The following is a 13,299-nucleotide window of genomic DNA, read 5'->3' on the forward strand; positions in this document are numbered from 1 at the left end:
TCAGAGCCGCATCCCGCTGGATGACCGCTTCCTGGGTAAGGTCGTGCCCGCGATCCTGCAGAACACCGCCGACTTCAAGGTGCAGGATCCCGCCGATCTGCTGGCCTCGTTCCTGGCGATCAACCGCGACTTGCGCAAGCAGAACAATGCGACCATCACCGAACTCGCCCACCACTCGGCGCCGCAAGTTCTGTGGAAAGACACGTTCAAGCAGCTCGCCAACACTGCGGTTGAAGCAGGCTTCGCCGATCAACGCAGCTACATCTACCGCGACCAGTCGGTCGATCAGCAAACCCACCTCGGCTTCGATCTTGCTTCGCTGTCCAATGCGTCGGTGCAGGCATCCAACGCCGGCAGTGTGGTGTTCGCGGGCTGGCTGGGCATCTACGGTAACTGCGTCATCGTCGATCACGGCATGGGACTGCAGTCGCTGTACGCGCACCTCTCCTCGATCGGCGTCAAAGTTGGCGAGCCGGTCGCGGCCGCCCAGGAACTGGGCCGGACCGGCGCCACCGGCATGGCCGGCGGCGATCACTTGCACTTCACCATGCTGCTCAATGGCAACGCGGTGACGCCGGTGGACTGGTGGAGCAAGCAATGGATCCATGACCGGATCATTCGCAAGTTTCGTGAGGCCGACATCGTCGCTGCTGCTGGCAGCAACTAGCCCATCAGGCGGAGCGCAGCGCCTTCAATAGTAGCTGCGCTCCGACCACCATCATCAGCACATAGACGATGGTGATGAAGCGCTCGGCGTTGACGCGGCGGACCAGCCAGACACCGAACAGCGTCGAGGCGATGGCCAGCGGAATCAGCACCGCTGCGGCCAGCAGGTTCTCGTGGGTGAATTGGCCGAGGGCCAAATACGCGGGAACCTTGAACAGGTTGATGGTCGCGAAAAAGATCGCAGTCGTGCCGACCATCACTTGAGCCGGCAGATTCTTGGGCAACACCCACATCTGAAAAGGCGGTTGCCCGGCGTGCGCAACCTGCGACGTAAATCCTGAAGCGAACCCCAACACGGCACCGAGCGCACGAGGCGCGGTGCTCGAGACAGGAACACGGCCGCCGCGCGAGATCCACAAGCGATAGGCCGCAAAAACAATAGAGATCGCGCCCAAAACGCCGAGCACCACCGTCGACGACACTTTGGCGGCGAGCAAATAGGCCGCAACGATCCCGACCGTGGCGGACGGGATCATCAACGCCAGAATTTCGCGGTCCCAGTTCTTTCGAAACGCCCACACCCCGACCGCGTCCTGCACCACCAACACCGGCAACAAAATCGCCGCGGCTTGTACCGGCGAGATTCGCAACGCCAGCAACGGCAGGGCAATGGCGCCGACGCCGGCGAAACCGCCTTTCGCCAGGCCGAGCAGGATGACCGCCGGGATGGCGAGTAAATAAAAGGTCGGGTCGGTGAGCATTCAACGGGGGTGAGGTGACGAACGCCGCCGAATCTTGCCACGAGCACAGCCGAGCAGGGGGTTGGGGCGTGCCTACGGCCAGCCCAAACGAAAGATGGGCTTGCAAGATACATCGTAACGATATATCGTTATCTCGCACTCAAAAGCCAATAAAAGGTTAAGTTCATGTTTCATAGAATGTTTAACCGCCATCGCGGCGGCGAATTCAGCGCCCACCACCCCCCTCATCGTAGTGAGCATCACGGCGGCGGTCGCCGCGGCGGGCCCGGTTCGCGCGGTCGATTTGGTGGCGGTCCCATGGGAGGCCGAGGCGGTCTCGGGCGTGGCGGCGGCGGTGGCCGCATGTTCGGCCCGGGCGACCTGCGATTGATCCTGCTCTCCTTAATAGAAGAGAAGCAGCGCCACGGTTACGAACTCATCAAGGATCTGGAGCTGAAGTTCGGCGGCGCCTATGCCCCCAGCCCCGGATCTGTTTATCCCACGCTGACCTTGCTCGAAGAACTGGGCCACGTGCGTTCCACAACCACCGAAGGCAGCAAGCGGTTGTTCGAGATCACCGACGAAGGTCGGAGTTACTTGCGCGAGAACGAGGCGATGCTGACCAGCGTGAGAAAGCGCATGGAGATGGCCGCGCGAGCTGCGTCAGGCGAAATGCCTCCGCAAGACGTTCACTTCGCGATGCATACGCTGAAGGCTGCGTTGCTGTTCAATCGTCGCGGTTGGAGCGAGGAAGAAACCGAGCGCGTGCGCCGGATCCTCGAAGCGGCTGCCGAAGAAATCTCACAAGGGCAGAAGCCATGAGCGAGCTTCCCAACATCACACGCGTTCGTCATGAAGTTCGTTTGCGGCGTACCACGGTGGTCGATACCGAGATGGTCGCGCCGCAACTGAAGCGCATCGTCGTGAAGAGCGACGATCTAAAAGGCTTCACTTCGTTGGGCTTCGACGATCACGTGAAGCTGTTCTTCCCGAACGCCGCGGGCGAGTTGCACCTGTCATTGCCTGGCACCGAGGGCGCGCCTGAGAAAATCATGCGGGACTTCACGCCGCGTCGTTTCGATTCAGACGCGGGCGAGTTGACGCTCGAGTTTTTCATTCACGAGGACGGGCCCGCGACGACTTGGGCGACCAACGCCACCAAAGGCAGCGAGCTCGGCGTCGGTGGGCCGCGAGGTTCCGCGGTCATCTCCACAGAAGGCATCGACACGCATTTGCTGATCGGCGACGAGACTGCACTTCCGGCAGTCGCTCGCCGATTGGAAGAGCTGCCGGCGCAGACCCGTGCGATCGTAGTGGCTGAAGTGGAGCAGGGCTTCGAACTGCCGCTGTCCAGTCGCGCGAATCTTCAAGTTGTGTGGGCCAATCGCACCGGTGCAGCCAGCGGGCCCGGCGAGCATTTGATCGCAGCGTTGCGCAAGCTGACTCTCAACAAAGAACGTTGCTTCGCCTGGGCCGCGACTGAAACGCATGCGGTGCGTGCCATCCGTCGTTATCTGGTGGAGGAGCGAGGCTTCGATAAGCGCTGGGTCAAAGCGGCCGGCTATTGGCAGCGTGGAGCAGTGGGCGAACACGTGGTCGTCGACGACTAACGACTAGGGCTTCACCGCTTCGGCAAACGACGGCACGAACGTTACATTCGACGTGCCGTTGCGAGCCCGGTCGGCGAAGTCCATCAAGTCGGCGAAGGCGTTGGCCGGCGGCGCCCCGGTCGGCATCTGTGGATAGCTGGCGCTTTTGATGTAGTCGATGACTGTGTGATAGCCCGGTGTCGGCCGGATCGACCATAACGCGCGATCCGTTTCGATTCGTTTGAACGACCACGGCGCGTAGCCGATGGAATTGCGCTTGGCCCAATCGGTCATGTCACGCAGTACTTCTGGCGTGTTCTCGCCAAACTCTCCCAGCCACAACGGCACATCGACCTTCTGCGCTTTACGCAGCCGATCGCCCAAGCCGCCGGGCAGCGTATCGTGCGGTTCTTTCACGCCTTGCTTGGGATAGTGATGCATGTGAAACACCAGCTGCTCATCCCACTTTTGATTCAGCGGGCTGAAGTCCGAACCCCACCAGTCGCCCTGAATGCTCAGGATGTGGTTCTTATCGACGGCACGAATCGCGGCGCCCATCACCCGATATGACTCTTCGAGCCGAGCTTTCTCCTGCTCGTTGCGCGTGACCGGCTCGTTGATCAAATCCCAGGACCAGATCGTCGGTTCATTGGCGTAGCGCTTGGCGATGTGTCCCCAGATCTTTGCTGCGAGCTCGACGTTGTTCCAATCGGCCCAGAAGCGCACCGACTCGCGCACTTGCTCGTTGGGGTTGTCGCTGTGATGGCCGGGGTTTTGGTAGCCCGGCGCGGTGTGCATGTCGAACTGCACGTACATGCCCAGGTCGCGGCAATATTTAATGATGCGATCGAAGTACTGGAAGCCCTCATCGGTCAGCGCCTTGCCATCCCAGAACAAGTGATGAGAGAAGGGCACGCGCACGCTGTTGAAACCGAGCGCTTTGATCTGGCGTAGCGTCTCGGCATTGACATAGGACTCGCGCCACTTACGTACGAACTGCGCTGTGCGTTGCTCATCGCCGCCGAGCGCATGCTCGATGCCTGCACGAAACCCCGTCGGTGTGCTCCAACCGCGCTCGTCGATGTCCAGCATGTAGCCTTCGAAGACCAACCAGTTGCCCAGATTCGGACCGATGAGCAGCAAGGGTTTGCCGTCGCGATCGACGATCTGCGTGCCTTTAGTGTGGACGAACTGCGCGTGGGTGTTCGCACTGAGCGCCAGTGCGAACACAACCAGCACTGCCCGCCATGCCGATCTCATTGCAGGCTGTAGCGGAATCCGAGCAGGTACTGCCGACCGTATTCCGTGTATTCCTCTGGCAGCGTCAAGAACAAACCGTTGGCGTCGCTGACCGTGGTTCGGAACGGCTCGTTGTTCAAGTTGTAGACCTGGAACAGTAGCGACAGTCCCTGCGCGCGGCTGCCTTCCTGGAAGTCATAGGACAGTTGCAGATCCAGCTGTCGCTCGCTGAGCGTGTATCGATAGGTTCGCTGGCCGAACAACGAGCTGTACTCGCCGCGGTAGGTGTCGCGATAGCGTTCGCTCAAGCGAGCCGCGAAACCGTTGCGCTCGTAGAACAGCGTGCCGTTCACGACGACCTTGGACAGGCCAGGAATGGTGTCGGTGCTGGAGCCTTCGGGGCCGTCCGGATCGATGGACGATTCGGTGTACGACGCATTCAACTGGATGCCGAAGCCTTCGAGCGCAGGCGTGAACAGATCGCCGGTCAGTGTGGTCGTGCCTTCGATGCCTCGCATGTAACCGCCGGTGCCGTTCTTCCAGGTGCTGAACACCCCGATGGGCGAGATCGGATCGATGTCGCTGCTATTGTCGTAGCTGCTGAAGTCCCACGCGAGGTTTTCGCGATACAGGTAAGTCTTGATGTCCTTGTAGAAGATCGCGACGGCCACATAGCTGGCATCGGCCAGATACTTTTCCAGCGACAGGTCGATGGAATTGGCGCGATACGGTTCGAGCTTGGGATTGCCGCCGCTGCCGGTCCATTGGCCGAACTCGTTGACGCTCGCATCGGCATCGGCGCTCAGATAGTTGATCGGCGGCCGCATCAGCGACTTGGCGATGCCGAAGCGCGCCATCCAGCCGTCGCCGAAGTCTGCGACCAAGTTCAAGCTCGGCAGCGTGTCGTTGTAGGTCGCGCCGAGGGTTTGACTGCCGGCAATTGCGCCGCCGCTGGCATTGAAGCCTGTCGAGGATTGGTCGGTGCGAATGTACTGCACACCAACGTTGCCTCGGAGCTTGATTCGGTCCGACGCGGCGATGTTCAGATTGAGTCGCGCGTAGTAGGTGTCTACGTCTTCATCGACGGTGTAGTCCTTGCGCAAATCGTCGTTACTCTCGCTCACGTAGATGTCGTACAGCCCGCTGTTGATCACTCGGCGTGGATTGAACGTGATGACGTTGCTGATACCGGCGAAGCCCAGCGAGGTGGGCGATCTGAGCGCACTGCCATTGAGCGTCACCGGCGTGCGGTCATTGAGCAGATCGGCGAAATACACCGTGGCACGTTTGTCTTTGGTGCGACGGTTGAAATTGGCGCCGACATCGAAGCCACTGATCACCGCGTTGTCGAACGAGCGGCCGAGATTGAGCCGTGCGGCTTTGATCTCGTCTTCCTGTTCTGAATTCTCGATACGCCCGTCGTGATTCCAGCCTTGCGGATCCCACAAATACACCGTGCCCGCATCGGCGAGGTTCGGCAACGTGTAACGCCCGAACCGCGAGTTCACCGGAATGTCGAAGCCGATGCTCTGCGGGCCGAGCAGGCCGGCATAAGTTTCCAGCTGCGATTGGTCGCGCTCGGCCTTGGAGTAACTCAAGTCCAGATCCACGGCCCACGCGTCGAAGGTGAACGTGTTGGCCCAGCCGGCCGAATACAACTTGTCGTCGCGCTGGTTGTCGTCGTTACGAACCACCGGTTGCACACCATTCAACGTGCCGCCGGTCACCACCTGCTGGCCGTTGAAGCCGGTGGTGCGCGCGTTGGTATAAGACACTTGGTTGCTGTTCCAAAACGGGTCGTTGGTCCACATCGCCCCGTGCATGACTTCATCTTGAGTGAACTTGGAGTAGTACGCGTCCAGTTCGCTATGGAAGTTTTCGTTGGGCTTGAATTCGAGTACGCCGATGATGCCGTCGCGAGTCAGGTCTCGCGATTTCACCCAGGCTTCGGAGCCTTGCAGAGCGATGGCATCGGTGGGCTTGCCAGCTTGCGGCGTGCCCCACAGGTCGGTGTTGGCCCACCACCATTGCTTGTAGTGCTCTTCTTGAAACGGCGAATTGAGTCGCGCGATGCCTATCGCCACGCCGATGGTGTCGTTGGCGAACTGATCGACGTACGACGCACTGGCTCGATAGCCTTTGGAGTCGCCGTCCGCGCTCACGTCGCCGAGCGAGTTGTATTCACCGGTGCCGGAGAAAACGATGCGCTGTTTGCCGAGCGAAAGCGGTTTGATGGTCTGCAGGTTGACGGTACCGGACAGCCCTTGGCCGATGAGGCCGGCGTCGTAAGTCTTGTACACCGTGACGGCGTTGATCAGCTCGGCAGGGTATTGGTCGAACTCGACACCGCGACTATCGCCGGTGCTGACTTGCTCGCGTCCATTCAGCAAGGTGCCGACGAATTGTTCGGACATGCCGCGGACGTTGATGACTTGCGAACGGCCGTCGACGCGTTGGGTGGCGAGGCCGGGCAATCGTGAGATCGAATCGGCGATGCTCACATCGGGGAGCTTGCCGATGTCCTCGGCAGAAATGGATTCGACGATGGAGTTGGACTCGATTTTCACGTCCACCGAATTCGCAATGCTGTAGCGAATGCCGGAGACCACCACTTCTTCGACCGGCGCGGCCTGCTGATTCATTTGCTGAGTCGCTTCCTGGGCCGAAGCCAGGACCGGTAGCAAACACCCCACGCCCGCCATCTTCCGAATGAACGTATTGGCCATGGTTCCCCCATTGAAGGACGTCTTATCCCGAAACGTGCCTGCAGTACTGAACTTGCCTGCAATGCGCAGGTTCCCGTCAGGCCGGGCCGGCGAGCCCTCGGTCTTTGCTTATGTCTGCCTGTTGCCGGGTGGTTACGGTCGCCGCGGCCGAGGAGCCGATTGCTGCCGTGGGGAGTGCATGACGCTATAGCTAACCAGTATGGTCTGGTGACCGAAATGCGACCGGCCTGCGACTGAGTTAGTAACCCGGGCCGCCCTAGACTGAATTTCGTCAGTTCATGACCGACGAGATCGTCATGCAGTCACAACACGCCGCCGCGCCTCGCGAAAATCGCACCTTCGTGCCCATCGACGGATACGTGCACAAGTTCCGTTTGGAAGCGAGTGAAGAGGCCGCCGCCGAGCGCCGTCCGCAATTGGATGCGACGCCGACCGTCAGCTTCGGCGCGTTGCTCGGCAAGTTTGTATTGTCCGTGCTCGCGTTGGCGGGCATCGCAGCCGCCGGTGCTCGTGCACTGATTTAATTTGGCTGTAACAAAACACCGATAACCTGAAGACGCGGCCGTCGCGGGTCGAGTGCCTGCGCGCGACGCGAGCTTCAGAGCCAGTCATCGTTTTCATTCACTGCCTGCTGTTCGTTTCACATGCTCAATCGACGTCACTTTCTCAATGGCGCGCTAGCGACAGCCGCCACGCTGTCTGCCGGCCTGCATTCACGCGCCAGCTTTGCCAACGGTCAGGCCGCGCCGCGTGCTCTGGTGGATTGGCACAGTCACTATGTGTCGAACGCCGAGTTCAAATTTCTCGGCACGCGGACTCAGCCGCCGAAGCTGGTGAAAGGCACGGATGGAACGATTCAGCTCGACAATGCGACCACGGTGTCCGCGGTCGGTGGTCCGGGTGCATTCGCGCCGTCGGATATCCAAGCACGCTTACAGAATCTGGATCAGAACGGTATTCAGCGTCAGTTGCTCACACACACGGTGGCGCTCGGCTTCGATGCGAGCTTGCCGATCGAAGAGCAGCGCAAGTTGTATCGTGAGTTCAACGATGAGCTGGCGAGCGTCGTTGCCAAGAATCGATCGCGGTTCCTTGCGGTGGCGGCGTTGCCAGCGTCGGATCCAGTGTGGGCCGCGCAAGAGCTGACGCGCGCGCATCGTGAGCTGGGTTTCATCGGCGGTTCGTTACCGTTGAATGCATTCTCGACGCTGGCGGGCGCGAACACGTTGAAGCCGTTGTTCGACGCTGCGCAGAAGAACAACAGTCATTTCTTTATTCATCGCGGTCCCGCCAGCGACCGAGTGCCGGGTCAGCCGCCGCTGGTCGTGCCGGAAGACACGGCGTACGCGCGTTGGAATCTGATCAGCAATTCACACCTGGCGGCAGGCGCGATCACGCTGGGTCTCACGGACTTTCTGGATCCGTACCCGGACGTGAGCGTCGAGATCATCATGCTCGGCGGTTTCATTACCCATTTGTTCGATTCGGTGATTCCGGCGGCCAAAGCCAATGGCGTAGCCGATCCATTGGCTAAGTTGCGCCGGATTTACCTGGACACTGGGCCGTACTCGGTGCGTAACGCCGGTTGGGTGCGGTACGCGGCCGACAAGATCGGCGCCGACCGGATTCTGTTCGGTACCGACTATGGCGTCGGCGGCGGCACGCGCGGCGATGTCGGCCCGGCGCTGCAAACGCTCGATGCCACGCTGACGGCCGAACAACGTCAGCTGATTTATTTCGACAACACCCGTGCGCTGCTGGCTGCCAAGGGCCTCAGCTAATTGATTCGTTCATTTCAAGCAACCTACATCCATCTGCGGAGATCGATCATGTCACGCCGTTTCATCCCTAGTCTGCTGGCTACTGCAGCCGCGACCTTGACCCTGCTGGGCGGGCCGGTCCACGCCAAGGACGTGGAGCTGCTCAATGTTTCCTACGATCCGACGCGCGAACTCTACGAGGAATACAACAAAGTCTTCGGCGCCTATTGGCAGCAAAAGACCGGCGACAAGCTGATCGTCAAGCAGTCGCACGGCGGTTCGGGCAAGCAGGCGCGCTCGGTGATCGACGGCCTGCAGGCCGACGTCGTCACGCTGGCACTGGCCGCGGACATCGACGGCATTTCGAACAATGCGAAGCTGCTGTCCAACGAGTGGGCCACCAAGCTGCCGCATAACAGCTCGCCGTACACCTCGACCATCGTGTTCCTGGTGCGCAAGGGCAATCCCAAAGGCATCAAGGATTGGAGCGACCTGGTGAAGCCGGGCATCTCCGTCATCACACCGAATCCGAAGACTTCGGGCGGTGCGCGCTGGAACTATCTCGCGGCCTGGGGCTGGGCACTGAAGCAGCCGGGCGGCACCGATGCCACCGCGCAGGCTTACGTGCAGAAGCTCTACAAGAATGTGCCGGTGCTCGACAGTGGCGCTCGCGGTTCGACCACGACCTTCGCACAGCGCGGCCTGGGCGATGTGTTGCTCGCGTGGGAGAACGAAGCGTTCCTGGCGTTCAAGGAATTCGGTGCCGACAAGTTCGAGATCGTGGCGCCTTCTGTCAGCGTGCTAGCTGAGCCGCCGGTCGCTGTCGTCGACAAGAACGTCGATCGTCATGGCACGCGCGCTGTCGCGCAGGCCTACCTCGAGTACCTGTACAGCGATGCCGGTCAGGAAGTCGCAGCGAAGAACTACTATCGCCCGACCAAGCCGGAAATTCTGGCCAAGTACGGCAAGAACTTCCCGAAGATCGGCACGCTGGTGACCATCGCTGACTTCGGCGGCTGGACCAAGACACAAGCCACGCACTTCGCTGACGGCGGCGTGTTCGACAAGATCTACTCGCCGACCACTTGATGTTTCATTGATGTTTGTAACGCGCGCCTGCCGTCACACTCGACGGCAGGCGCGCCTCCCGCCGTGACTCGTTTGTGACGCCGTCGTCGTCACCCAAAACGTTATCTGTAGATGCATTGTTACCTCTCACGATGACTCGCGAGAGGCTCTTAGACTTCGTGAACTTTCACCACGTCAGTTCGGAGTCTGTCATGCGTCTGTCTCATTCGCTGTCGGTCGTGTTGTTGAGCTTGGCTGCGTCGGTTGCCGTTGCACAATCGAGCGGTCCCGCTCAAAAGGACGAGTCCAAGACTCCGGTCCTGACACGCGCTCAGTTCGATCAGTTGCTCGCCAAGCCGGATCAATTGTTGATCGTCGATATCCGTCGCCCCGATGAAGTCACTGCCATCGGTGGACTACCGGTGTACCTGAGCGTGCAGCTGTCGGATTTGGAAAAGAGCACGGCTTGGATTCCCAAGGATCGCAAGATCGTCACCGTCTCCAATCACGCCGGTCGTGCCGGCCGCGCTGGCGATCTGCTCGCGTCCAAGGGCTTCAATGTGGTTGGCCGCGTCGGTGTACAGAACTACGAGCAGGAAGGCGGCAAACTGACGAAGATTTCACCCAAGGCCCCAGCCGGACAGAAGAATAATGCGCAGGCCGCGGCTCAGCACTGAGCTGTGCCGTCGCGACGCGCTCAATAACGAGGAGATGGCAGGGTCATGAGCAACACCGAAGCACAGAAATTTCCGCCTGAAGTATGGAAGCTGTTCGATAAGTACGTGCACGGCGCGATCTCACGCCGTGAATTCATCGATCGCGCCGGCGCGTACGCCGTCGCCGGCATGAGCGGCGCTGCCATCCTCGATGCCCTCAATCCGAAGTTCGCTGAGGCTCAGCAGGTTGCGCCAACCGACAAGCGTGTCGTGGCTGAGTACGTCGAGATTCCTGCGCCGGGCTACGGGAAGCTTCGCGGTTACTTGGTGAAGCCTGTGTCTTTGAAAGGCAAGCTGCCGACGGTGTTGGTGGTGCATGAGAACCGAGGCTTGAATCCTCACATTGAAGATGTTGCTCGTCGTGTGGCGTTGGAGAACTTCATCGCCTTCGCACCGGACGCGTTGTTTCCGCTCGGCGGCTATCCCGGCGATGAGGATAAGGCGCGTGAGCAGTTCCAGAAATTGGATCAGACCAAGACGCGCGAGGATTTTGTCGCTGCGGTTGAGTATTTGAAGAAGCTGCCGCAAGGAACAGGGAAGGTGGCGGTCACTGGCTTCTGCTACGGCGGTGGCGTTGCGAACTTCCTCGCCACTCGCGTGCCCGACCTCGCTGCCGCTGTGCCGTTCTACGGCAGCCCGCCAGCTGTTGAAGAGGCTGGCAAGATCAAGGCGCCGCTGTTGCTCCAGTTCGCCGAGACCGACGAACGAATCAACGCTGCATGGCCAGCATCCGAAGCAGCGCTGAAAGCCGCGGGTGTGAAGTACACCGCATACATCTACCCAGGCACACAACACGGCTTCAACAACGACACGACGCCTCGCTACAACAAAGAGGCGGCTGATCTTGCTTGGAAGCGGACCATCGACTTCTTCAAAGCAAACCTGCGCGCGTCCTAATCCAGTCTGCGTTTGCGACCGTTACGGAGTCCGCGAACGTGGAGGCGGGGGCCGGTGCTGACTCTGTTCTCCCGGCAAATGGATCAAACAGGGATGTTTTTCCATTAGCAGCTACAGGGACGTACAGCAACGCGCCGCGCGACAGCGCAGGCGCGGCGTGCGTCGCGGTGCCGGGAGAACAGAGTCAGCCCCGGCCGCCGCAAGCCACCGCCGTCTCCTCTCAATGCGGGTAGCCCGAATGACCCGCCACGGTGTTCTCGAATGCCCGAGGCCGCTCGGGTATACTCCGCGGCCCCCGCGAGGGCGGCCGGCCAAACAGGCCTCAAAACTCATATATATGTAGGTATGAGGGCAGCCAGGCGCGGCACGGTGGCTGGACGTTCGCGAAAGTGGCGGAACTGGTAGACGCGCTGGATTTAGGTTCCAGTGGGTAACCCCGTGAGGGTTCGAGTCCCTCCTTTCGCACCAGTCTCACCGACTTAGGTAGGGCGACATTACTCATTCCTGACTTGAGGCAGGTTTCGACCATGCAGGTTTCAGTTGAATCGACCGGGGCTCTGGAGCGCCGGATGGAAGTGCAGGTTCCGGCCGAGCGCGTCGAAAAGGCCGTCGACGAGCGGCTGCAGCGCATGAGCCGGACGGTGCGGTTGAAGGGCTTCCGCCCCGGCAAAGTGCCGGTGAAAGTCGTGCGCCAGCAGTTCGGCCAGCAGGTCCGTCAGGAAGTGCTGGGCGATGTCATGCAGAGCACCTTCAATGAAGCCGTCGTGCAGGAAAAGCTGACGCCGGCCGGCGGCCCGCGCATCGAGCCGATCAACCTGGAGCAGGGTGGCGATCTGAAGTATCGCGCCATTTTCGAGGTGTTGCCGCAGATCGAGATCAAGGGCGTGGAAAGCCTGAGCGTCGAGCGCCCGAGCGCCACGGTCGCCAGTGCCGACGTGGATGCCATGATCCAGAACCTGCGCGAACAGCGTCCGACCTTCTCGGCCGTGGAGCGCGAAGCCAAGGACACTGACCGCGTGACCATCGATTTCGATGGCACCATCGACGGCGTGCCGTTCGAAGGCGGCAAGGCCGAGAGCTACCCCATCGAGCTGGGCGCCGGCCGCATGCTGGCCGATTTCGAAGCCGGGCTGCGCGGTGCCAAGGCCGGCGAACAGAAGACCATCGATCTGACCTTCCCGCCCAACTACGCCGCCAATCTGGCTGGCAAACAGGCGCAGTTCGCCATCAACGTGAAGCAAGTCGAAGAGCGCCAGCTGCCCGAGCTGAACGACGAATTCGCCAAGGCTTACGGCGTGGAAGAGGGCGGCATCGAGCGTCTGCGCTCTGAAGTGCAGGAAAACATGGAGCGTGAGCTGGGCGAGGCGATCAAAGCGCGCGTCAAGAAGCAGGTCCTGGACGGACTGCTGGCCGCGAATCCGATCGAGCTGCCCAAGTCCATGGTCGATGCGCAAGTGCGTGAGCTGCAGCTCGACGCGGCCCGTCGCATGGGCGCGCGCGATGCTTCGCAGATTCCGGCGCCGGAAGGCTTCCAGGAGCCGGCGCGTCGCCGAGTCGCGTTGTCGCTGCTGATCGGCGAGATCATTCGTAACGCCAGCATCCAGGTCGACCAGACCCAGGTGCAGACGCGCTTCGAAGAGCTGGCCGCCCAGTACCCGGACCAGGGCCAGGCGATGCAGCAGTACCGCACCAATCCGCAGTTCCGTCGGCAGATGGAAGCGGCGGTGCTGGAGGATCAGGTGATCGACTGGCTGGCGCAGCGCGCCCAGGTGGCCGACAAGCCGTCGAGCTTCAAGGAAATCATGAATTTCGGCGCGTAATCGCGGAGCGGGACGAGCGTGCGGCGGTCGCTATTGCAGCGGCTCTTGCCTCTTCTAAACTAGCCCCAACACACGCTC

General features: G+C 60.9%; 12 protein-coding genes and 1 tRNA gene. 10 read left to right on the forward strand and 3 right to left on the reverse strand.

Going from position 1 to position 13,299, the window contains the following annotated elements:
- On the forward strand, nt 1–667 hold a 667-nt coding region (locus JNL55_RS09775), incomplete at its 5' end, for a M23 family metallopeptidase (RefSeq protein ID WP_293852479.1).
- Nucleotides 668–671: 4 nt separating this feature from the next.
- On the opposite strand, the gene JNL55_RS09780 is transcribed toward JNL55_RS09775, so the two are convergent.
- Complete coding sequence (locus tag JNL55_RS09780; protein WP_293852481.1) at nt 672–1,427, reverse strand: sulfite exporter TauE/SafE family protein; 756 nt, start codon at nt 1,425–1,427, stop codon at nt 672–674.
- 297 nt (nt 1,428–1,724) lie between these two features.
- Here JNL55_RS09780 and JNL55_RS09785 point away from each other — a divergent pair, with 297 nt between their 5' ends.
- Nucleotides 1,725–2,228 carry a PadR family transcriptional regulator gene (locus tag JNL55_RS09785; RefSeq protein WP_293852482.1) on the forward strand — a complete coding sequence of 168 codons (504 nt, stop codon included), beginning with the start codon at nt 1,725–1,727 and terminating at the stop codon, nt 2,226–2,228.
- Nucleotides 2,225–3,016 (forward strand): siderophore-interacting protein, encoded by a 792-nt coding sequence (locus JNL55_RS09790; RefSeq protein ID WP_293852484.1) that lies wholly within the window; start codon nt 2,225–2,227, stop codon nt 3,014–3,016. Before JNL55_RS09785 ends, JNL55_RS09790 begins: the two co-directional genes overlap by 4 nt.
- Nucleotides 3,017–3,019: 3 nt before the next feature.
- Here JNL55_RS09790 and JNL55_RS09795 read toward each other — a convergent pair whose 3' ends face one another.
- Nucleotides 3,020–4,255: a glycoside hydrolase family 5 protein gene (locus JNL55_RS09795; RefSeq protein ID WP_293852486.1), complete on the reverse strand. Its 1,236-nt coding sequence runs from the start codon at nt 4,253–4,255 to the stop codon at nt 3,020–3,022.
- A complete protein-coding gene (locus tag JNL55_RS09800; protein WP_293852488.1) occupies nt 4,252–6,960 on the reverse strand; it encodes a TonB-dependent receptor in 2,709 nt (902 codons plus the stop codon). Before JNL55_RS09800 ends, JNL55_RS09795 begins: the two co-directional genes overlap by 4 nt.
- 278 nt (nt 6,961–7,238) lie before the next feature.
- Between JNL55_RS09800 and JNL55_RS09805 the strand changes: the two genes are divergently transcribed.
- The 7 genes from JNL55_RS09805 to tig all read left to right on the forward strand — a co-directional run bounded on the left by JNL55_RS09805 (nt 7,239) and on the right by tig (nt 13,221).
- Complete coding sequence (locus JNL55_RS09805) at nt 7,239–7,484, forward strand: hypothetical protein (protein WP_293852490.1); 246 nt, start codon at nt 7,239–7,241, stop codon at nt 7,482–7,484.
- A 120-nt stretch (nt 7,485–7,604) separates the two neighbouring features.
- Nucleotides 7,605–8,741 (forward strand): amidohydrolase family protein, encoded by a 1,137-nt coding sequence (locus tag JNL55_RS09810; protein WP_293852492.1) that lies wholly within the window; start codon nt 7,605–7,607, stop codon nt 8,739–8,741.
- 48 nt (nt 8,742–8,789) lie between these two features.
- Nucleotides 8,790–9,809 (forward strand): sulfate ABC transporter substrate-binding protein, encoded by a 1,020-nt coding sequence (locus JNL55_RS09815; RefSeq protein WP_293852494.1) that lies wholly within the window; start codon nt 8,790–8,792, stop codon nt 9,807–9,809.
- 191 nt (nt 9,810–10,000) lie between these two features.
- Entirely contained in the window at nt 10,001–10,465 is a 465-nt protein-coding gene (locus JNL55_RS09820; protein ID WP_293852495.1) for a rhodanese-like domain-containing protein, read from the forward strand.
- A gap of 45 nt (nt 10,466–10,510) precedes the next feature.
- On the forward strand, nt 10,511–11,401 hold the full coding sequence (locus JNL55_RS09825) for a dienelactone hydrolase family protein (protein WP_293852497.1): 891 nt from the start codon (nt 10,511–10,513) through the stop codon (nt 11,399–11,401).
- A 383-nt stretch (nt 11,402–11,784) separates the two neighbouring features.
- Nucleotides 11,785–11,869 (forward strand) — tRNA-Leu (locus JNL55_RS09830).
- A gap of 59 nt (nt 11,870–11,928) precedes the next feature.
- Entirely contained in the window at nt 11,929–13,221 is a 1,293-nt protein-coding gene (tig, locus tag JNL55_RS09835; protein WP_293852499.1) for a trigger factor, read from the forward strand.
- Nucleotides 13,222–13,299 lie beyond the last annotated feature (78 nt).

It is taken from the genome of Steroidobacter sp. (assembly GCF_016790065.1).
In the GTDB taxonomy this organism is placed as follows: domain Bacteria; phylum Pseudomonadota; class Gammaproteobacteria; order Steroidobacterales; family Steroidobacteraceae; genus Steroidobacter.

Excerpts from the sequence above, each read along its gene's own strand:
- JNL55_RS09780 (WP_293852481.1), bottom strand. The coding sequence starts at position 1,427 with ATGCTCACCGACCCGACCTTTTATTTACTCGCCATCCCGGCGGTCATC.
- JNL55_RS09785 (WP_293852482.1), top strand. The coding sequence starts at position 1,725 with ATGGGAGGCCGAGGCGGTCTCGGGCGTGGCGGCGGCGGTGGCCGCATG.
- JNL55_RS09790 (WP_293852484.1), top strand. The coding sequence starts at position 2,225 with ATGAGCGAGCTTCCCAACATCACACGCGTTCGTCATGAAGTTCGTTTG.
- JNL55_RS09795 (WP_293852486.1), bottom strand. The coding sequence starts at position 4,255 with ATGAGATCGGCATGGCGGGCAGTGCTGGTTGTGTTCGCACTGGCGCTC.
- JNL55_RS09800 (WP_293852488.1), bottom strand. The coding sequence starts at position 6,960 with ATGGCCAATACGTTCATTCGGAAGATGGCGGGCGTGGGGTGTTTGCTA.
- JNL55_RS09805 (WP_293852490.1), top strand. The coding sequence starts at position 7,239 with ATGACCGACGAGATCGTCATGCAGTCACAACACGCCGCCGCGCCTCGC.
- JNL55_RS09810 (WP_293852492.1), top strand. The coding sequence starts at position 7,605 with ATGCTCAATCGACGTCACTTTCTCAATGGCGCGCTAGCGACAGCCGCC.
- JNL55_RS09815 (WP_293852494.1), top strand. The coding sequence starts at position 8,790 with ATGTCACGCCGTTTCATCCCTAGTCTGCTGGCTACTGCAGCCGCGACC.
- JNL55_RS09820 (WP_293852495.1), top strand. The coding sequence starts at position 10,001 with ATGCGTCTGTCTCATTCGCTGTCGGTCGTGTTGTTGAGCTTGGCTGCG.
- JNL55_RS09825 (WP_293852497.1), top strand. The coding sequence starts at position 10,511 with ATGAGCAACACCGAAGCACAGAAATTTCCGCCTGAAGTATGGAAGCTG.
- tig (WP_293852499.1), top strand. The coding sequence starts at position 11,929 with ATGCAGGTTTCAGTTGAATCGACCGGGGCTCTGGAGCGCCGGATGGAA.